We start from the raw sequence: 19,480 nt of genomic DNA on the forward strand, positions 1-19,480 counted from the left end.
ATGAGTTGGTCAGGATTTAGTCCGCCGTGTGCAGAACGTCCAGAAATGCCGGGCCAAACCTTTCGGCCCGCCGTTCGCCCAGGATACGGGTCAACTCGCCCAGATCACGCGGCCGGCTCGAAGCGACCCGCGCCAGAAGCGAGGCCGAACAACTCAGCGGCTTGTCGATGCCGCCCTCGCCGCGCGCAAGATCGGCCTGCACTTCGAGAAGCTGATCGTACAGCGACCCCGCCGCGCGCCCCGCCAGCTTGCGCCGCGTGGGGTGCAACGCCTCCGCCTCGCCATTGATGATCGACAGGAAGGCATCGCCATAGCGTTCCAGTTTCTTGGCACCGACGCCGTTGATCCGCGCCATCTGATCCAGCGTCGCAGGGCGGGTCTCGGCCATCTCGATGAGGGTGCGATCGGCGAACACCACATAGGCAGGCACCTTTGCAGCCTCGGCCAGCGCCCGGCGTTTGGCCTTGAGCGCCGACAGCAAAGGTGCATCCTCGTCCGATACGAGCGCGCGCACCGCCGGGCGGTTCGATTTGGAGATCAGCGTGTCGCGGCGCAGGGTGATCGGCTGTTCGTCGCGCAGGATCGGCCGCGCGGCCTCGGTCATGCGCAGCGCGCCGTGACGCTCGGGGTCGGGACGCACCAGATCATGCCCCATCATTTGCCGGAACACACCCTGCCAGCCCCGCCTGTCGATGTCGCGCCCCACACCGAATGTGGGCAACTGGTCGTGACCCCTTTGGGAGACCTTGTCGGTCGCATTGCCCGTCAGGATATCGATCAGATGCCCCGCGCCGAACCGTTCATCGGTCCGCAATATGGCCGATAGCGCCTTGCGCACGGCCTCGGTGCCGTCGAACGTATCAGGCGGCGTGTCGCAAAGATCGCAATTGCCACAGGCAGTCGCCTCTTCGCCGAAATAGCGCAAGAGATTGGCGCGGCGGCATTCCAATGCCTCGGCCAGCCCCAGAAGCGCGTTCAGCCTGCCGTGATCCGCCATGCGGCGCTCGGGCGGGGCAAGCCCCTCGTCGATCTGGGATCGGCGCAGGCGGATATCGTCAGGACCGAACAAGGTCAGGGTTTCCGCTGGCGCCCCGTCACGACCGGCGCGGCCGATTTCCTGATAATAAGCTTCGATCGACTTCGGCAGATCGGCATGGGCAACCCAACGGATATCGGGCTTGTCCACGCCCATGCCGAAGGCCACCGTTGCAACCACGATCAACCCGTCCTCGGTGTTGAACCGGGTCTCGACCTCGCGCCGGCCTTCGGGGTCCATGCCACCGTGATAATGGCACGCATTGTGGCCACCGTCACACAAGGCCTTGGACAGGCTTTCGGTGCGGGCGCGCGTTCCGCAATAAATGATGCCGGACTGCCCTTTGCGCGCTTCGGCAAAATCCATGATCTGCCGGCGAGGGCTGTCCTTGGGGCTGAAGGCGAGATGGATATTGGGCCGGTCGAAACCACGCAGGAAGGTTTGGGGCGGTTGACCATCAAAAAGCTTTTCGACGATCTCGGCGCGGGTTTCGGCATCAGCCGTGGCGGTGAAGGCGGCCAGCGGCACGCCGAGCGCCCGTCGCAATTCCCCTATGCGCAGATAATCCGGCCTGAAATCATGGCCCCACTGGCTGACGCAATGGGCTTCATCCACGGCGATCAGGCTGACACCGATGCGCCGCAACATGGTCATGGACGATCCGGTCGCAAGTCGTTCCGGCGCGATATAGAGAAGCTTGAGCCGCCCGTTGTCCAAGGCGTCCCAGACGGAGGCGGTTTCCTCTTCGGTGTTGCCCGACGTCAGCGCGCCAGCCTCTACCCCGACCTCGCGCAGCGCGCGAACCTGATCCCGCATCAGTGCAATCAGCGGTGAAATCACCACCGTCACACCCTCGCGCATCAGAGCGGGCAGTTGGAAACAAAGGGATTTACCACCACCCGTCGGCATGATGGCCAGCACGTTTTGGCCCTGTGCCACAGCATCGACGATGTCTTCCTGCCCGGGGCGGAACGCATCAAACCCAAAGATGTCGCGCAAAAGCGTGGTCGCGCCCGGCATGAAAGTCCTGTCTGTCTTTTACTATGCTCTTGGCAGGACTTTTTCACACTCGGAATCGCGGAACAAGAGGCTGGTCAGTAAAAGGCCGCCACATTGTTCATCAAGATGATGCGGATTGCATAGACCGCGATCAAGGCCACGAGCGGCGCCAGATCGATACCGGACATGGATGGCAGGATCCGCCGGATCGGGCCATAGATCGGCTCGAGGATGCGGTTGAGCATGTACCAGATCTGCGCCACGAATTGCTGATGCAGGTTCAGCACCTGGAAGTTTATCAGCCAGCTCATCACGACATGCGCAATGATGAAGAACCAAAGCACATCAAGCAGGAGCATGAGGATCTGAAACAGGGATTGCATAGGCGTGTCCTTCAACCGCGAAACGCCCAAGACCTAAGCGCGCCAGCGACAAAGCGCAAGCCTGACGCCGGGTTGCGGTTGACGCCGCCGTGCCGCGGGCAGAAAACCCGGCAAGAAAGGAGCTTCAGATGTATCCAGCCCCACGCCTGTTCTGGCAGATGTTCAAGCACCGCAACGATCCGCCCCTTGCAGCGACCGGGGTTCATGTCTCGAGCCATATCTGCCTGCCTTGGGACATCGACATGTGGATGGAATTGAACAATGGGCGGACCCTGACCCTGTTCGATCTGGGGCGTATCCCCCTTGCACAGCGCATCGGGCTGATCGACGCACTCAAGCCGCAAGGCTGGGGGCTCGCCGTGGCGGGCGCATCCGTTAGGTATCGACGCCGTATTCGCATGTTCGAACGCATAACGATGCGATCGCGCGTGGTGTTCTGGGATGACCGCTTCTTGTATATTGAACAGTCGATGTGGAAACCCGATGGTGACTGCTCCAACCACGTTCTTTTGCGGATCGCCGTCACCGGCAAGGCCGGGATCGTGCCTCCTGCAAGGGTCTTCGATGTCATGGGGCACAAGGCGCCCGTTCCGCAAGCGCCCGAGTGGGTCAGCGCCTGGATCGCCGCCGAAGCCCAAAGGCCTTGGCCACCTGCGCAGGAATAGCTTGATAGAACCGCAAGGAGCCTGTCATATCTTGTCAAACACGAGGCGAGCATGACCGGTATTTCAAAGCGTAAGCGTATATGGGGGTGGTTCTTTTTCGATTGGGCAAGCCAGCCTTATCACACGCTGTTGATCACGTTCATCTTCGGACCTTTCTTTGCCGCCACGGCTGCCGAATACTTCATGGCGTCCGGCCTTGACGAACAGGCCGCCGATGCCAGGGCGCAAAGCCTCTGGTCGCTATGTCTGACGATTACGGGGCTCATTATCGGCTTCGGTGCGCCCTTCATGGGGGCGCTTGCGGATACGACAGGCCGCCGGTTGCCATGGATCATCGGATTTTCGGTGCTTTATGTGATCGGGGCGAGCGGGCTGTGGTGGACGCAGCCCGACGGATCGAACATGTGGCTTGCCCTGACCGCGTTCGGCATCGGCTTCATCGGGGCCGAATATGCGCTGATCTTCATCAACTCGCAGCTGCCCTCGCTTGGCTCGAAGGAAGAGGTGGGCGCGTTGTCGGGATCCGGGTTCGCCATCGGCTATGTCGGTGGCGTGCTGTCGTTGATCATCATGCTGTTGCTGTTCGTGGAACAACCGTCGGGCAAGACATTGATCGGACTTGACCCGGCCTTTGGTCTCGATGCCACGCAGAAAGAAGGCACGCGCTTTGTAGGGCCTTTCGTGGCGATATGGTTCGTGATCTTTATGATACCCTACTTTCTGTGGGTCAGGGATGTCGGACCTCCCGCACAAGGCAAAGGTGTCGGCGATGCGATGGCCCTGCTGGTCAAGTCGGTCAAGTCGCTGCGCCGCCGCATCAGCCTCTCGGCCTATCTTGGATCATCGATGATGTATCGCGATGCGCTGAACGGGCTTTATGGCTTTGGTGGGACATATGCGGCTCTGGTTCTGAACTGGCCGCTCGTCTTCATCGGGATCTTCGGGATCATCGGCGCGATTGCTGCCGCCGTATTCAGTTGGATCGGGGGCAAGGCGGACCGCGCCTTTGGCCCCAAGCCGGTGATCATTGCATCGGTTTGGGCGCTGATCATGGTCTGTGTGATCGTGGTAGGCATGGACCGCGAGCAGCTTTTCGGGATAACGCTGGCCGATGGATCAAGACTGCCCGACATCATCTTCTTCGGCTGCGGTGTTCTGATCGGCGGGTTTGGTGGTACTTTGCAGGCGGCAAGCCGGTCGCTGATGGTGCGCCACACCGACCCCAAGGCGCCGACCGAAAGTTTTGGGCTTTACGGGCTGTCGGGCCGAGCCACCGCCTTTCTTGCACCGGCCCTGATCGGAACCGTCACAGCCCTTAGCGAGAGTGCGCGCATCGGTGTTTCTCCGGTGATTGTTCTTTTCCTGATCGGTCTGGTGCTGCTACGGTGGGTTCAACCGAAGGGAGACAGTGAGACATGGATCGCTTCCTGAAACTGATGGCCTTGGGCCTGATCCTCGCCGGGTGCAACGCGACGCCACAGGACATCTCCGCACCGCGTCAGGTCGTCTCGACGCAGAACATCCCCGCCGCGATGGTGGGCGTGCATGCCAAGCAGTTGTTCGGAAACGCGCCCGACGGGTCACGACAGGCGGCCGAACCGTTTGGCGGATATGCTAAGGGCTGTCTCGCCGGCGGTGTGCAACTTGCCGAGACGGGGCCGACATGGCAGGCCATGAGGCTCAGCCGGAACCGCAATTGGGGACATCCAGAAACCATTGGTTTCATTCAGGATCTTTCCCGTTTCGCAGCGAAGCAACCGGGCTGGAGCGGGCTTTATGTGGGCGATATCAGCCAGCCGCGGGGCGGGCCGATGTTGACCGGGCATCGCAGTCATCAGATCGGGATGGATGCGGATGTCTGGATGAGGCCGGCGGATCGGTTGAACCTGAGCCGGGCGGAGCGGGAGAGCCTCTCGTCGATCTCGATGCAGCGGGCGAACGGGGCCTATACCAACGGGGAATGGAGCCGGGCGCATCATGAGATCATCAAGGCCGCAGCGAAGGATCCGAGGACGGACCGGATCTTTGTTTTTCCGGGCGCCAAGGTGCGGATGTGTCAGGACGAAACCGGCGACAAAAGCTGGCTGCGCAAGGTTCGGCCCTGGTGGGGGCATCACTACCATTTTCATGTGCGCCTGAAATGTCCTTCGAATTCAGCGTCTTGCGCAGAGCAGGAGGCGCCGCCGCCGGGGGATGGCTGCGCGGATGCGCAGGAATGGGTGAGCAATATCCTCAACCCGCCGCCGCCTGATCCGAACGCCCCCAAGCCGAAACCGCGCCGCGAATTGACGATGGCGGACCTGCCGGGGCAATGCGTGGCGGTTTTGCAGGCAGACTGACCATATCCTGCGGAAAAATTCTCACACCCTACCGCATTTTGTTTTGACACGCCGAAAATCTGTGGCAGGCTGGGGATAAGTTCAACAAAGCGAAAGGAGGTGGTCCAGTGTCTATAAAGGATTTGGAGCGAGGTGCCGGAACAGTTTGGGAGGGTGCGTCCTAGGGCAGTCCCTGGGGCGATGATCCCCCGAATTGGTGCGTCCTAACCGGGCCACCTTCGCTAGCCTTTAGGGGGCCGTTCCGGGATCGGAACGGCCCTTTGGGTTTGGTACGATCCGTACGAAACCACCCCGCGTTCAGGACGAAATTCGGACCCGAGGGGCGAATTTGTGTCCATCCCGTACACAACTGCCTGCGAAAGACCGCATGAAGATCACCGATACGATCACCATCGAGGACTGGGAATTGACCGAACAGTTCATCCGCGCCAGTGGGCCGGGCGGGCAGAATGTCAACAAGGTCTCGACGGCGGTGGAGTTGCGTTTCGAGGCGGAGCGCTCGCCGCATTTACCGGATGTTGTCAAACGGCGCTTACAACGGCTGGCAGGACGGCGCTGGACCAAGGAGGGCGCGGTCGTCATCCAGGTGGAGGAGACGCGATCCCAGGCCCGCAATCGCGAGATCGCCCGCGAACGGCTGGCCGAGCTGATCCGCAAGGCGCTGGTGGCGCCCAAGCGCCGGGTGGCCACAAGGCCGACACTGGGATCGAAGAAACGGCGGCTGAAGGCCAAGAAGGTCCGCGGCGAGGTGAAGGCGATGCGCGGCAAGGTCGAGGGGGAGGATTGAGCCGGGTACCAAGGATTGGTATATTGGGGAGCGAAGGAGACAGGCCATGGCGCGCAACACCTCGGTCGTTTTGAGCGATCACTTTAACGATTTCATAACGCAGGCGGTGGAAAGTGGGCGCTATGCCTCGGCCAGCGACGTGGTGCGTGCGGGGTTGCGGATGTTGGAAATGGAAGAGGAAAAGCTGGAGCGGCTTCGGGCGGCGATCGCCGAGGGCGAGGCGAGCGGACCACCGGAACCCTTCGATTTCGATGAGTTTCTGGCGGAGATGCATGCCAAGCATCTTGCATGAAGGCGCTCGAACTTTCCCCGAAAGCGCGAAACGATCTGGAAGATATCTGGCTATTTAGTTTTTCGGAGTGGGGCCTTGCGCAGGCCGATGCTTATGTTGCGTCCCTTCGGAGCGTGATCAAAGGCCTGCAGGATGGTCAAACGGTGTCACGTCGCGCAGATGGTGCCAAACCGGGCTATCACCTGGCAGTGGCAGCACGCCATCTGGTGGTGTTCAGACAGACGCCGGACAAGATCATAGTTATCCGGGTGTTGCATCAGCGGATGGATGTGGATCGGTTGATTTGAGGTACCGCTCTGTGCGAATCGTCGGCGCCGAAGGTGTTGCATTTTTGACTCTACACATTCTCCCATTCTTTCTTATATGGTGCTCATAGAGATTGGAAAATCTCTGAATACAAAAATAGACTCCGTACCATTCGCCGTTTATCAAAGTTTATGGGCAACCATAACGCGAATGTACGGAGTCGATTTTTTTCATGGATCATCGATATGCGATATTGATTGATGGTGGTTTTTTCACAAGAAAACTGAAACAGCGCCTGAATAAAACGCCGGATGTAGACGACGTTTTACACGCGATCGATGAGCTGAAAGAAAATGAACTTCTTTCGGGATTTGAGTTACTTAGGACGTATTATTACGATGCGTATGCTGCATCAGGTAAAGTGAAGCACCCTGTGACAAAACAAACGGTAAATCTTGCAGAAACAGACGTATTTACGCGAAACAAAGCATTTCTCCAAAAATTGGAACTGCAGCCAAACATATCTTTGCGCGCCGGAGAGCTGTCGCCGAGAGGTTACAAACTCAACTATAGGGTTATGCACCAAGATGATCTGGCCAGTCGGCCTTTGGAAGAAAAAGACTTCATGCTCGACATAGAACAAAAGGGCGTTGATCTCAGGATCGGTCTGGATATTGACCGATTGTCTTTACGCCAAATGGTTCGGACAATCGTTGTTGTAACTGGGGACAGCGACTTCATACCCGCTTTCAAATTCGCGCGCCGCGAGGGCGTGCGAGTCATACTCGCCCATATGGATCACGGTGTGAAACGAGAGCTAAAAGCTCATACTGACGGTTTCATTTGATACCCTAAACCTCCACCGCCATCGCCTCCTGCGCGCCTACGCCGAAGACGCGTTTGTAGCGGGCGACTTCGTCAGACGGGCCCATTGCCTTGTTGGGGTTGTCGGAGAGTTTGACAGTGGGGTGGCCGTCGGCGGCGACCGCCTTGCAGACGAGCGAAAAGGGCGCCAGGGCGTCGCCCTCGGTCAGGCCGCGGAAATCGTTGGTCAGGAGCGTGCCCCAGCCGAAGCTGAGTTTGACGCGGCCATGGAAGCGGCGGTGCAGCTCGATGATCTTGTCGGCGTCCAGACCATCCGAGAAAATGATGAGCTTCTTGCGGGGATCCTCGCCACGGTCCTGCCACCAGCGGATCGCCACCTCGGCGCCGGTTGCCGGATCGCCGGAATCGATGCGGATGCCTGTCCAGCCGGCCAGCCAGTCGGGCGCGGCGCGCAAGAACCCTTCGGTGCCGTATGTATCGGGCAGGATGATGCGCAGATTGCCCGAATGCTCTTCGTGCCAATCGGCCAGCACCTTGTAGGGGGCCTGCGCCAGTTCGGCGTCGGTTTCGGCCAAGGCGGCATAGACCATGGGCAGTTCATGGGCGTTGGTGCCGATCGCCTCGAGATCGCGGTTCTTGGCGATCAGGCAGTTGGAGGTGCCAACGAACCCCTCGCCCAGACCCTCGCGCATGGCCTGCACGCACCAGTCCTGCCAGAGGAAGGAATGGCGGCGACGGGTGCCGAAATCGGCGATGCGCAGATCGGGGAGCGGGCGCAGGCGTTCGACCTTTTCCCACAGTTTGGTCATGGCGCGGGCATAGAGCACCTGCAGTTCGAATTTTTCCATACGGCCGAGAACGGCGCGGGCGCGCAGCTCCATCAGGACGGAGAGGGCGGGAATTTCCCAGAGCATGACCTCGGGCCATTTGCCTTCGAAGGTGAGTTCATATTGGCCGTCGCGCTTTTCGAGATGGTAGGGCGGCAGGCGGAGGGCCTCGAACCATTCCATGAATTCGGGGGTGAACATCTGGCGTTGGCCATAGAATGTGTTGCCCCGCAGCCATGTGGATTCCCCCCGGCTGAGCGACAGAGAGCGGATGTGATCGAGTTGCGCGCGCAGCTCGCCCTCGTCGATCAGCTCGGCCAGGCGGACGGATTTGGTGCGGTTGATGAGGCTGAAGGTGACGATGGTGTCGGGCTTGTTGCGAAAGACCGACTGGCACATCAGCAGCTTGTAGAAATCGGTGTCGATCAGGGAGCGGACGATCGGGTCCATCTTCCAGCGGTGATTGTAGACGCGGGTGGCGATGTCGACCATGCCGGCCTCCGGTATGTTGGGTCCGGGCCGGTTAAATCAAAGGGGGATGGGGCTGGCAAGGGCGCACATGATCGGGTGCGCCCCCATGCGCGGCGCGGATCAGGCGGCGGCGCTGCCGGCAAAGGCGTGGCGGCGGACCTGATCGGGGGTTTGGCCGTATTTGCGGGTGAACCATTTCTTCATCAGGGTGACGTTGGAAAACCCGCAAGCCACGGAGACCTCGTTCACCGGCAGGGAGGTCTGGGCGAGAAGGCTGTGGGCGCGATCAAGCCGCAGGTCGCGGTAGACCTTGAGGGGGGTCTGTTCGAGCAGATCGCGGAAGCCACGTTCGAGCTTGCGGGGGGAGACGTCGAGGAGGCCAGCGATCTGACCGACGGTCAAGGTATCCTCGAGATGGTCGAGCATGATCTGCAGCGCGTCGCCGATCACCTCGTCGCCCTGGGCCATGCGCTTGTAGCGCCAGTGTTCGCCGGCGCCGGTTTCGGCCTCGGGTTCGCTGAGGCCGAGATAGCGCGACAGGGCGGCGCGGGTGAATTCGCCGTCGCGCGCGCCCACCAGCTCGACGATCATGCGCATGGCGGCAGCGGGGCTGATGGCGCTGCTCAGCGCGTTGTGGTGGCAGGTGGCGCCTTGGGCGAGGTCCAGACCACGGCCCGTTTCCTCGACCCCGGGGCGGAAATTGGGGTGGACGGCGAGGCGCTTGGTCCCCAGCACGCCGGCGGCCAGCGGCACGAAGACGGCGGAGCCGACGACGCAGACGCGGGCGGCGTTGCGGATGCAGGCGCGCAGGGCGGTGAGGTGGGATTTGGCCGGGCGCCAGGGATGCTCGGTGCCGCCGATCAGCACAAGCGTCTGGTCGGGGCCGCAGATCGGCGCGGCGTCACAAGCGTGATCGTCGGCGCGCAGATGCGTCCAGCCATAGGCGTCGTGCCCCAGAAGCCGGTTCGCGGAACGCAGTACGTCGATGCAGGCTTCGGCGGCATAGGCCACGCCGCTGTCCTGACTGAGAAACACGAAATCGCCTGACAGGCTGCGACGGGCATTACTGGTGCCGACAGCGGCGGAGGGGGCTGGTTCCAGGTTTTCAAGATACATGGTTATCTTCCTTTCCCTGTTGTGACACGGAGCCCTGAATTCCGCGTGGTTGGCTTAAGTGATGTTTTCAATCGAGGTTTCGATGGCATGCAGGAACGAGCCTGCGGAGGAACTGGCGGACAGAAGCAGGAACGCGTCCGGCCCGGTGCGGATGATGAGCGCGCCCAGATGTTCCATCACGGTCCGCGCGGCATCGTTTTCGGCAAAGGCATCGCTGTGCAGATCAATCGGGCATATCCGTTCCAGCGCGACACGGGCGCGCGGACCGCTGAGCGCAAGACCGGTCCAGACATCGGTCTGATCGGTGGTGTAGACCTTGCCCTTGAGCTTGCCCGCAACGACGCGTTCGGCATCGGGGGTGGCATGGGTGAAGATCGCCAGAGCCATGTCCAGCCCCAGCCGGACCAGCCGTGCGCCCTCGTTGGAGACCGCCGATTTGCCGGAATCGGGCAGGTCGATGCCATAAGCCGATTTGATCGCCTTTTTGGCGGCATCCTCGGCGCCGAGGGGGAGGGCCAGCGACACGACCGCCAGATCGGCGGGCGCGGTCAGGCGCAGATCGCCGAAGGTGATGTCATAGCCTGCAAGCGGCGGCGCGGAGGTGAGGGTGAGGGTCAGGTCAGGCACGGAGGCGCTCTCCTTCCGGGTCGATGAAATGGGCCGAGACGATCTCGACCTCGATCTCGCTGCCCATGAGCGGGTTGACGGCGCGGACGATCTCGCCCTGGCGCTGATCGCCGCGCTTGATGAAGCCGAGGCCGATGGAATGGCCCAAAGAGGGCGAATAGGCCACCGAGGTCATCCAACCCTGATCGTTGTCCATGCTGGCCGTGTCGCCGCGCGTGATGAAATGCGAGCCTGCCGCCAGCTTGTCGGCGCGGTTGACTGGCCGGAAGCCCACCAGCTTGATCGCGTCGTCGCGGATCATCTCGGGGCGTTGGCTGAGCACGGCGCCGATGCTGTCCTTTTTCTGGCTGACCATGCGGCCCATGCCAAGGTTATGCGCGGTGGTCTGACCGTTGAGTTCATTGCCTGCCGCATGGCCCTTTTCGATGCGCATGACGCTAAGCGCCTCGGTGCCATAGGGGGTAGCATCATATTCGGCCCCGGCTTGCATCAGCACGCCCATCATGGCGTTGCCATAGCGCGCGGGAACGGCGATTTCATAGGCCAGTTCCCCCGAGAAGGAGATCCGGAAGAGCCGCGCGGGCGTGCCGCCGCAGACCGTCACCTCGCCGCAGGCCATGAAGGGGAACGCTTCGTTCGAGATGTCATGCTCGGCGTCGATCACCTTGCGCAAAAGGTTGCGGGCATTGGGACCGGCGACGGCGAATTGCGCCCAGCCATCGGTGGTCGAGATCAGGTGCACATCCAGATCGGGCCAGAGGCACTGACGCGCAAATTCCAGCCGGCGGAAGACCAGCACGGCGTTGGCGGTGGTGGTGGTCATCACGTAGTGATTTTCGGACATCCGCGCGGTGGTGCCGTCATCATAGGCGATGCCATCCTCGCGCAGCATCAGCCCGTAGCGGACCTTGCCCACGGCCAGCGTGGCGAAGCCGTTGCAGTAGATGCGGTTGAGAAACTCGCCCGCGTCGCGGCCCTGAATGTCGATCTTGCCAAGGGTGGTCACGTCGCAGATGCCGACGGAATTGCGGGTGGCCGTCACCTCGCGGTCGACGCTGTCGCGCCAGCCCTGTTCACCGGGGCGGGCATACCACTGGGCGCGCAGCCAGTTGCCCACCTCGACGAAGGTGGCGCCGTTGTCCTTGGCCCATTGATGCGAGGGTGTCAGGCGGTAGGGGCGGAAATCGTGGCCACGGGACCGGCCACCAAGCGCGCCCAAGGGCACGGGCGTATAGGGCGGGCGGAAGATCGTGGTGCCGGTTTCGGGGATCGTCTTGCCGGTGCATTCGGCCATGATCGCAAGGGCCGGGATATTGGCGGTCTTGCCCTGATCGGTGGCCATGCCAAGCGTGGTGTAGCGCTTGAGATGTTCGACCGCGCGGAAGCCTTCGCGGTAGGATTGCTTGACGTCCTTGACGGTCACATCGTTCTGCTGATCGAGCCATGCACGCTTGGTGCTTTCGCGCACATGCCAGAAGGCGGCGCCGCGATGCGGCTCGTCCTCGGCGCGGGGTGTGGCGGTGTGGCTGGCGGTGAAGCCGAGCTGTTCGATCTGGGCATTGGCGGTCGCCTGCCCCTGCGCAAGGGCAGCGGCAAGGGTGAGCGCGCCATTGGCGGCACCGGCCACCGCCATGCCGGGCGGCAGGGCGTCACCGGGCACGAAGGCGTTGATGTCGTCACGCCAGACGGGGCGACCGCGCTGGTGGCAGGTGAGGTGAACATTGGGGTTCCAGCCGCCCGAGACGGCAAGGCAATCGACGGGGATCACCTGACCATCGGTGAGGGTGATCGACTTGATCCCCTTGCGGCCCACGGTATCGACCACGCCGGCGCCACGGATATGGCGCGCACCGGGCACGTCGAGGGGGGCGGGGGCATCGCGGCTGTCGATCACGGCGGGCACATGCACGCCGCGCGCCGCCAGATCGGCGGCGGTGCGCCAGCCGTCGTCGTTGTTGGTGAACACCGCAACCTCGTGGCCCGGGGTGACACCATAGCGGTTGAGATAGGCGCGCACGGCACCGGCCAGCATGATGCCGGGACGGTCGTTGTTGCCAAAGGCGATGGGGCGCTCGGTGGCGCCAGCGGTCAGCACGGCGCGTTTCGAATAGATCCGCCAGAGGATCTGGCGCGGCTTGCCGCCCGCATCGGCCAGGTGATCGGTGCAGCGTTCCAGAGCGCCGTAGGTGCCGTGATCGTAGGCGCCATAGACCGTCGTGCGGGTCATCAGGCGGACATTGTCCATCGCGGTGAGTTCGGCCACCACGCCCGCCGCCCAATCGGTGCCGGGCATGCCGTCGATTTCGAGCGTTTCGGCGTTGAGGCGGCCACCGGGGCGGAAATCCTCGTCAGCGAGGATCACGCGCGCACCCGCCCGGCCCGCGGCCAGAGCGGCGGCAAGACCCGAGGGACCGGCGCCGATCACCAGAAGGTCGCAATGGGCGAAGCCCTTGTCATAGCGGTCGGGGTCGTCCTTCATCGACAGGCTGCCAAGGCCCGCCGAGGCGCGGATCACCGGCTCGTAGAGCTTTTCCCAGAAGGCGCGCGGCCACATGAAGGTCTTGTAGTAGAAGCCCGCCGAGAGGAAGGGCGACAGAAGATCGGTCACGGCCATCAGATCGAATTCGAGCGAGCCGCGATGGTTCTGGCTGGTGGCGGTCAGGCCGTCGAAGAGCTCGACCGTGGTGGCGCGGGTGTTGGGTTCCTGATGGGCGCCGGAGCGGAGTTGCACGAGGGCGTTGGGTTCCTCGGAGCCGGCGGTGAGGATGCCGCGCGGGCGGTGATACTTGAACGAGCGGCCCACAAGGCGCTGCCCGTTGGCCAGAAGCGCCGAGGCGAGCGTGTCGCCGGGATGGCCCTTCATCCAGGTGTCGTTGAAGCGGAAGCTGAGTTCGGTGGCGCGGTCAACCTGACCGTCGGCGATGCGGTTCTTCTGGCTCATTTGCTGCGCCCCCGTTCGCGGGCCACGTCGCGGGCCAGTTCGACCGATGTGATGTCATGCGTGACGGTGTCACGGGTCACGACAAGCCACGAGCGGTCGCCCTGTTCGTGATACCACAGCTCGCGGTGCAGACCGGCGGGGTTGTCGCGCAGATAGCCGTATTCATGGAAACGCTGCATTGCGTCCTCGGCCTGCCAATCGGGACGGTCGATTAGGGAGACATCGCCCAGATAAACGAATTCGGCGGCGTCGCGGGGACCGAGAAGCGGATGGTCGATGATCATCTGTCGTGCCTTTGTTAATGCAGGTTGGGCTGGTTGCCCTGCCCCTTCTCGTCGATCAGGTTGCCGGTCATGAAGCGGTCAAGCCGCATCTGGGTGGCGGTGGGGTGCGGCGTGTCGCGGGCCAGCAGATGCGCGTAGCAAAAGCCGCTGGCGGGTGTGGCCTTGAAGCCGCCGTAACACCAGCCGCCGTTGAAATAGAGCCCGCCGATATGGGTCTTGTCGATGAAGGGCGAGCCGTCCATCGACATGTCCATGATCCCGCCCCAGCTGCGCAGGAGACGGGCGCGGCCGATCATCGGCATGATGGCCATGCCGCCTTCGGCCACATCCTCGACCACAGGCAGGTTGCCGCGCTGCGCGTAGGAATTGTAGCCGTCGATATCGCCGCCGAAGACCAGACCGCCCTTGTCGGACTGGCTGACATAGAAGTGGCCCGCGCCGAAGGTGATGACGCCGGGCAGCACGGGTTTCAGACCTTCGGTGACGAAGGCCTGCAGCACATGGCTTTCGATGGGCAGGCGCATGCCGGCCTTTTCCATCACGCGGCTGGACGAGCCGGCGACGCAGACCGCGACCTTTTTGGCGCGGATCGCACCCCGGGTGGTCTGCACGCCCCGGCAGGTGCCGTTTTCGATGTCGAAGCCGGTCACTTCGCAATTCTGGATGATGTCGACGCCGCGTTCATCGGCGCCGCGCGCATAGCCCCATGCGACCGCGTCGTGGCGCACCGTGCCGCCGCGCCGCTGGTAAAGCCCGCCCTTGATCGGGAAGCGGGCATTGTCGAAATCGAGGAACGGCAATTCGCGGCGCAGTTGCGCGGCATCGGCCAGTTCGGCATCGGCGCCCGCAAGGATCATCGCGTTGCCGCGCCGCACGAAGGCATCCCGCTGCGCATCGGTGTGAAACAGGTTCAGGATCGACCGCTGGCTGACCATGGCGTTGTAGTTGAAATCCTGCTCCAGCCCTTCCCAGAGCTTGAGCGAGAATTCGTAGAACGGCTCGTTGCCCGGCAAAAGGTAGTTGGAGCGGATGATGGTGGTGTTGCGCCCGATATTGCCCGAGCCAAGCCAGCCCTTTTCCAGAACGGCCACATTGGTCAGGCCGAATTCCTTGGCGAGATAATAGGCGGTGGCAAGGCCATGCCCGCCGCCGCCGACGATGACGATATCGTATTCGGATTTCGGCTCGGGTTCGCGCCAGACGGGTTTCCAGCCCTTGTTGCCGGTCAGCCCCTCACGAAAAATCCGAAATGCAGAGTAGCGCATTGGCATCGCTTCCTATCAGTGGTCCATTCTACAATGACGAGTCTTCAGGAAATGGACTTTTCCGAAACGGACGTTTATTTTCATTTTATGGACGAGATTGGTACAAAAACCGTGACCACCCGGCGAATCGGCGTTCTGCCGGTCGATGGGTTCGCGATGATGTCCTATGCGTCGCTGGTGGAGCCGATGCGCGCGGCGAACCTGCTGGCGCGCCGGGTGCTTTATGACATGGTCAACGTGTCGACCGGCCCCGCGCCGGTGGCGAGTTCCGGTGCGGCGGTGGTGATGCCGCAAGCGCAGGTGGGCGACGATCTGGATCTGGATTACCTGTTCGTGGTCGCGGGCGGCGATCCGACGGGATATGACGACCGGCGGGTGATGACATGGCTGGCAAGGCTGGCGCGCGAGGGTGTCCCGCTTGGCGGCGTGTCGGGCGGGCCGATCATCCTTGCGCGCGCCGGGCTGATGGCGGGACGGCGGATGACGGTGCATTGGGAACATGCCGCAGCACTTGCCGAAATCTCGCCGCATCTGCTGATCGAGAGGACGCTTTACGTGATCGACCGGGATCGGGTGACCTGTGCCGGGGGGACCGCGCCGATGGATCTGATGCACGCGCTGATAAGCCAGCATCACGGCGCGCCCTTTGCGCGGCTGGTGAGCGACTGGTTCATGCATACCGAGGTGCGCCCGTCGATCGGGCCGCAGCGTGCCGGTCTGGTCGAGCGGGTGGGATCGAACACCCCGGCGATCCTTGATGCGGTCGAGGCGATGGAGGCGCATGTGGCCGAGCCGCTGCCGCTCGAGCGGTTGGCGGCCTATGCGGGCCTGTCGCCAAGGCAGTTGAACCGGCTTTTTCAGGACAGGCTGGGCCGGTCCACGATGCGCTATTACCGGGAGTTGCGGCTGGACAAGGCGCAGAGCCTGTTGCGCAATTCGCCGCTGAGCCTGACCGAGATCGCGCTGGCGACGGGGTTTGCCAGTTCCTCGCATTTCTCGAGGGTCTATGCGCAGCATTTCGGGGGGCCGCCCTCGTCCTACAGGTAGGGGCGGAAACCGGCAGGGTGGACGCGAATTGCGCAAAGCCCTGCTGGATGCTTGCCCAAGGCGCGCAGCGCCCCTACCGTTGGCGCGACCGATCGCATTGGAGGCCCGCATGCATATCCTTGTTCTGCAACATGAGCGCGTCGAACATCCCGGCATCTTCCGCAAGTTCCTGGCCGAGGATGGCCATACATGGGACGCCATCGAACTGGATGAGGGCGAGGCGCTGCCCCAGATCGACGGCTATGACGCGCTATGGGTCATGGGCGGGCCGATGGATGTCTGGCAGGAGGAGGCGCATCCCTGGCTGGTGGCTGAAAAGGCCTATATCCGGGAGGCGGTGGAAGAGCGCGGGATGCCGTTTCTGGGCCTGTGTCTGGGGCATCAACTGCTGGCCGAGGCGCTTGGCGGCACGGTGGGCAAATCCGAGCGCCCGGAGGTGGGTGTGCTGGATGTGATGCTGACCGAGGCGGGCGCGAGCGGCGTTCTGTTCGACGGGCTGCCCGAGGTGTTTCCGGCGCTGCAATGGCATGGCGCGGAGGTGACGGCCCTGCCGCCCGGCGGACAGGTTCTGGCGACATCGCCGGATTGCGCGGTGCAGGCGATGAAATGGGGCACGCGGGCCTATTCGATGCAGTTCCACATGGAGGTCGAGCCGGACACGGTGCGGGTCTGGGCCGATATCCCGGAATATGCGGGTGCGCTGGAGGCGGCTTTGGGCGCGGGCGCCGTGGAGCGGCTGGAGGCGGAGTGCGCGGCCAGGATGACCACGTTCAACGATATGGCCGAGCGGCTGTATATCAACTGGCTGCAGGCGACGGCAAAGACCTGAACCGGGTCAGGCGGCGCCCCAGCCGTCGGATTGCATTTCCCGCAGGCGGCTGGCGGTGCGTTCGAATTCGAAACTGCCCTCGCCTTCGAGATAGAGATATTCGGGATCGGCGGCGGCCGAGCAGATCAGTTGCACCTTTGCCTCGTATAAAGCGTCGATCAGGGTGACGAAGCGCTTGGCCTCGTTGAAGTTGGAGCGGCCGAGCTGGGGGATGTTTTCCAGCACCAGCACACGCGCGGCGGCGGCAAGGGCGAGGTAATCGGCGGGGCCGAGCGGCTTGCCGCAGAGGTCATAGAAGCTGGCGCGCGCCACGCCGTTGCGGAAGGCAGGGATCGTAACCTCGCGTTTCTGGACATGCAGGGTCAGCGGCGGGGTGGGCTGCGCATCGGTCAGCTCGGACCAGAGGGTTTCGAGCTGCGTGCGGGTGTCGGGACCAAGCGGGGTGAAATAGGTGGGACTGCCCGAGAGCCGATCCTGGCGGTAATCGGTGGGGCCGTCCATCTGGTGCACGACCATGCGGGTCTTGATGAGGTCGATGAAGGGCAGGAACAGCTGCCGGTTGAGACCGTTCTTGTAGAGATCATCGGGCGGGCGGTTGGAGGTAGTGACCACCACGACGCCGGCATCGAAAAGCGCCTGAAACAGCCGGCCCACGATCATCGCGTCGGTGATGTCGGTGATCTGCATTTCGTCGAAGGCCAGAAGGCGCAGATCGTCGGAAACGGATTTGGCAACGGGGGCCAGGGCATCCTCGACCCCGCGCTGGCGGGCGGTGTGCATCCCGGCATGGATTTCCTGCATGAAGGCATGGAAATGCACGCGGCGCGCGGGCACCGGCACGGTTTCCACGAAAAGGTCCATCAGCATCGACTTGCCGCGCCCCACCCCACCCCAGAGGTAAAGACCGGGAGGGGCTTCGGGCGCACGGCGACGGAACCAGCCCTTGGGCGCAGGTTGGGCGAGGGCGTCGCGGATACGGTCGAACTCGGGCAGCACGGCGCGCTGCGCGGGATCGGGGGTCAGCGCACCCGTGGCCACTTTTTCGGCATAGAGATCGGTCAGACTGCTCATGGCGTTCCGCATAGCGCGGCACGGGCGGCAAGAAAAGCCGTCGCTTTGGTGATGGGTGGCATCACGAAGCCTGAATTGACGCAGGCCGGGCATTGCGCATTATGGGGCGGCGCAAGATCAGGACGTTCCCCATGAAATCATCCACCCCGCTGTTCACCCCCGTTCTGATCGCGGGCTGCGCCATCATGCTGGTGTCTTTCGCGGTGCGCGCGTCGTTCGGCGTGTTCCAGATCCCGATCGCCGAAGAATTCGGCTGGCTGCGGGCCGAGTTCAGCCTGGCGATTGCCATACAGAACCTCGCCTGGGGGATCGGGCAGCCGATCTTCGGGGCGCTGGCCGAGCGGATCGGGGATCGCAAGGCGATTGTGCTTGGGGCAGTGACCTATGCCGCGGGGCTGGTGCTGTCGTCCTTCGCGGTGACGCCGGAGGCGCATCAGCTATATGAAATCCTTGTCGGTTTTGGCATCGCGGGCACCGGGTTCGGGGTGATCCTTGCGGTGGTGGGACGGGCCAGTTCCGAGGAAAACCGCTCGATGAGCCTTGGCATCGCCACGGCGGCGGGATCGGCGGGGCAGGTGTTCGGCCCGCCGGTGGCCGAGGCGCTGTTGAGCGTGATGGACTGGCAGATGGTGTTCGTGGTCTTTGCGGGCGCGGTGCTGGCGACGCTGGCGTTCCTGCCGATGATGCGCAGTCCGGCAGCGGCCAGCCGCGCCGAGCTGGAAGAGAGCATGGGCACGGTTCTGGGCCGCGCGTTTCGCGATCCGTCCTTCACGCTGATCTTCGTGGGGTTTTTCAGCTGCGGGTATCAGCTTGCCTTCGTGACGGCGCATTTCCCGGCCTTCGTCACAGAAATGTGCGGGCCGATCATGGCGGGCGGTGTGCTGCATTCCATCGGGGTGACGACGACATCGGCGCTTGGCGCGATGGCGATCGCGGTGATCGGGCTGGCCAATATCGCGGGCACGCTGAGCGCGGGATGGCTGGGCAAGAGGTATTCGCGTAAATACCTGCTGGCAGGCATTTACGCCGCGCGCACCGTGGTGGCGGCGGTGTTCATCCTGGTGCCGATGACGCCCACAAGCGTGCTGATCTTCGCGGCGGCGATGGGATCGCTGTGGCTGGCCACGGTTCCCCTGACCAGCGGGCTGATCGCGCATATCTACGGCATCCGCTATATGGGCACGCTTTATGGGATCGTGTTCTTCAGCCACCAGCTTGGCAGTTTCATGGGCGTCTGGCTGGGCGGTCGGATGTATGACCTGCATGGCGACTATACGCTGGTGTGGTGGATCGGCGTGGGGGTGGGCGCGTTCTCGGCGCTGGTGCATCTGCCGGTGCGCGAGCGCCGCAGCACGCCACCGCCACCGTTGGCCATGGCGAGCTGAAGGAACGCGGGCTAAAGCGTTCCGCCTTTAACCTGAGGCATCAGC

General features: G+C 62.9%; 19 protein-coding genes. 10 read left to right on the forward strand and 9 right to left on the reverse strand.

Going from position 1 to position 19,480, the window contains the following annotated elements; translation table 11 throughout:
- Nucleotides 1–16: 16 nt before the first annotated feature.
- Entirely contained in the window at nucleotides 17–2,056 is a 2,040-nt protein-coding gene (recQ, locus tag RAZWK3B_RS01340) for a DNA helicase RecQ (RefSeq protein ID WP_007811505.1), read from the reverse strand.
- A gap of 74 nt (nucleotides 2,057–2,130) precedes the next feature.
- Nucleotides 2,131–2,418, reverse strand: a complete 288-nt coding sequence (locus RAZWK3B_RS01345) for a YggT family protein (protein ID WP_007811507.1) — start codon at nucleotides 2,416–2,418, stop codon at nucleotides 2,131–2,133.
- 128 nt (nucleotides 2,419–2,546) lie between these two features.
- On the opposite strand from RAZWK3B_RS01345, the gene RAZWK3B_RS01350 reads away from it, so the two are divergent.
- From RAZWK3B_RS01350 to RAZWK3B_RS01380, 7 genes are all read left to right on the forward strand, one after another.
- Complete coding sequence (locus RAZWK3B_RS01350) at nucleotides 2,547–3,083, forward strand: acyl-CoA thioesterase (RefSeq protein ID WP_007811509.1); 537 nt, start codon at nucleotides 2,547–2,549, stop codon at nucleotides 3,081–3,083.
- Between the two features lie 51 nt (nucleotides 3,084–3,134).
- Entirely contained in the window at nucleotides 3,135–4,514 is a 1,380-nt protein-coding gene (locus RAZWK3B_RS01355; RefSeq protein ID WP_007811511.1) for an MFS transporter, read from the forward strand.
- On the forward strand, nucleotides 4,499–5,422 hold the full coding sequence (gene mepA / locus RAZWK3B_RS01360; RefSeq protein ID WP_007811517.1) for a penicillin-insensitive murein endopeptidase: 924 nt from the start codon (nucleotides 4,499–4,501) through the stop codon (nucleotides 5,420–5,422). The genes RAZWK3B_RS01355 and mepA overlap by 16 nt, the downstream gene beginning before the upstream one ends.
- 367 nt (nucleotides 5,423–5,789) lie before the next feature.
- The gene (gene arfB, locus RAZWK3B_RS01365) at nucleotides 5,790–6,209 is read left to right on the forward strand and encodes an alternative ribosome rescue aminoacyl-tRNA hydrolase ArfB (RefSeq protein ID WP_007811518.1); all 420 of its coding nucleotides are present in this window, start codon (nucleotides 5,790–5,792) and stop codon (nucleotides 6,207–6,209) included.
- Nucleotides 6,210–6,255: 46 nt separating this feature from the next.
- Nucleotides 6,256–6,501 (forward strand): type II toxin-antitoxin system ParD family antitoxin, encoded by a 246-nt coding sequence (locus tag RAZWK3B_RS01370; protein ID WP_007811520.1) that lies wholly within the window; start codon nucleotides 6,256–6,258, stop codon nucleotides 6,499–6,501.
- Nucleotides 6,498–6,788 (forward strand): type II toxin-antitoxin system RelE/ParE family toxin, encoded by a 291-nt coding sequence (locus RAZWK3B_RS01375; RefSeq protein WP_007811521.1) that lies wholly within the window; start codon nucleotides 6,498–6,500, stop codon nucleotides 6,786–6,788. Before RAZWK3B_RS01370 ends, RAZWK3B_RS01375 begins: the two co-directional genes overlap by 4 nt.
- Before the next feature lie 191 nt (nucleotides 6,789–6,979).
- The gene (locus tag RAZWK3B_RS01380) at nucleotides 6,980–7,594 is read left to right on the forward strand and encodes an NYN domain-containing protein (RefSeq protein ID WP_007811522.1); all 615 of its coding nucleotides are present in this window, start codon (nucleotides 6,980–6,982) and stop codon (nucleotides 7,592–7,594) included.
- A gap of 4 nt (nucleotides 7,595–7,598) precedes the next feature.
- On the opposite strand, the gene pncB is transcribed toward RAZWK3B_RS01380, so the two are convergent.
- The 6 genes from pncB to RAZWK3B_RS01410 all read right to left on the reverse strand — a co-directional run bounded on the left by pncB (nucleotide 7,599) and on the right by RAZWK3B_RS01410 (nucleotide 15,103).
- On the reverse strand, nucleotides 7,599–8,891 hold the full coding sequence (gene pncB, locus RAZWK3B_RS01385) for a nicotinate phosphoribosyltransferase (RefSeq protein ID WP_007811523.1): 1,293 nt from the start codon (nucleotides 8,889–8,891) through the stop codon (nucleotides 7,599–7,601).
- Between the two features lie 99 nt (nucleotides 8,892–8,990).
- On the reverse strand, nucleotides 8,991–9,986 hold the full coding sequence (locus RAZWK3B_RS01390) for a helix-turn-helix domain-containing protein (RefSeq protein ID WP_007811524.1): 996 nt from the start codon (nucleotides 9,984–9,986) through the stop codon (nucleotides 8,991–8,993).
- A 54-nt stretch (nucleotides 9,987–10,040) separates the two neighbouring features.
- Nucleotides 10,041–10,613 (reverse strand): sarcosine oxidase subunit gamma, encoded by a 573-nt coding sequence (locus tag RAZWK3B_RS01395; RefSeq protein WP_007811525.1) that lies wholly within the window; start codon nucleotides 10,611–10,613, stop codon nucleotides 10,041–10,043.
- Nucleotides 10,606–13,554, reverse strand: coding sequence for a sarcosine oxidase subunit alpha family protein (locus RAZWK3B_RS01400; RefSeq protein ID WP_007811526.1), 2,949 nt, complete (start codon nucleotides 13,552–13,554; stop codon nucleotides 10,606–10,608). Before RAZWK3B_RS01400 ends, RAZWK3B_RS01395 begins: the two co-directional genes overlap by 8 nt.
- Nucleotides 13,551–13,838, reverse strand: coding sequence for a sarcosine oxidase subunit delta (locus RAZWK3B_RS01405; protein WP_007811527.1), 288 nt, complete (start codon nucleotides 13,836–13,838; stop codon nucleotides 13,551–13,553). The genes RAZWK3B_RS01400 and RAZWK3B_RS01405 overlap by 4 nt, the downstream gene beginning before the upstream one ends.
- Nucleotides 13,839–13,852: 14 nt before the next feature.
- Nucleotides 13,853–15,103 (reverse strand): sarcosine oxidase subunit beta family protein, encoded by a 1,251-nt coding sequence (locus tag RAZWK3B_RS01410; protein ID WP_007811528.1) that lies wholly within the window; start codon nucleotides 15,101–15,103, stop codon nucleotides 13,853–13,855.
- 111 nt (nucleotides 15,104–15,214) lie between these two features.
- Here RAZWK3B_RS01410 and RAZWK3B_RS01415 point away from each other — a divergent pair, with 111 nt between their 5' ends.
- On the forward strand, nucleotides 15,215–16,150 hold the full coding sequence (locus RAZWK3B_RS01415) for a GlxA family transcriptional regulator (protein ID WP_232279465.1): 936 nt from the start codon (nucleotides 15,215–15,217) through the stop codon (nucleotides 16,148–16,150).
- A 109-nt stretch (nucleotides 16,151–16,259) separates the two neighbouring features.
- The gene (locus RAZWK3B_RS01420; RefSeq protein ID WP_007811530.1) at nucleotides 16,260–16,979 is read left to right on the forward strand and encodes a type 1 glutamine amidotransferase; all 720 of its coding nucleotides are present in this window, start codon (nucleotides 16,260–16,262) and stop codon (nucleotides 16,977–16,979) included.
- A 6-nt stretch (nucleotides 16,980–16,985) separates the two neighbouring features.
- On the opposite strand, the gene zapE is transcribed toward RAZWK3B_RS01420, so the two are convergent.
- The gene (gene zapE / locus RAZWK3B_RS01425; protein ID WP_007811531.1) at nucleotides 16,986–18,050 is read right to left on the reverse strand and encodes a cell division protein ZapE; all 1,065 of its coding nucleotides are present in this window, start codon (nucleotides 18,048–18,050) and stop codon (nucleotides 16,986–16,988) included.
- Between the two features lie 131 nt (nucleotides 18,051–18,181).
- On the opposite strand from zapE, the gene RAZWK3B_RS01430 reads away from it, so the two are divergent.
- The gene (locus tag RAZWK3B_RS01430; protein WP_007811532.1) at nucleotides 18,182–19,435 is read left to right on the forward strand and encodes an MFS transporter; all 1,254 of its coding nucleotides are present in this window, start codon (nucleotides 18,182–18,184) and stop codon (nucleotides 19,433–19,435) included.
- Nucleotides 19,436–19,480: the final 45 nt, after the last annotated feature.

Source organism: Roseobacter sp. AzwK-3b, assembly GCF_000170875.1.
GTDB classification, from domain to species: Bacteria; Pseudomonadota; Alphaproteobacteria; order Rhodobacterales; family Rhodobacteraceae; genus Roseovarius; species Roseovarius litoreus.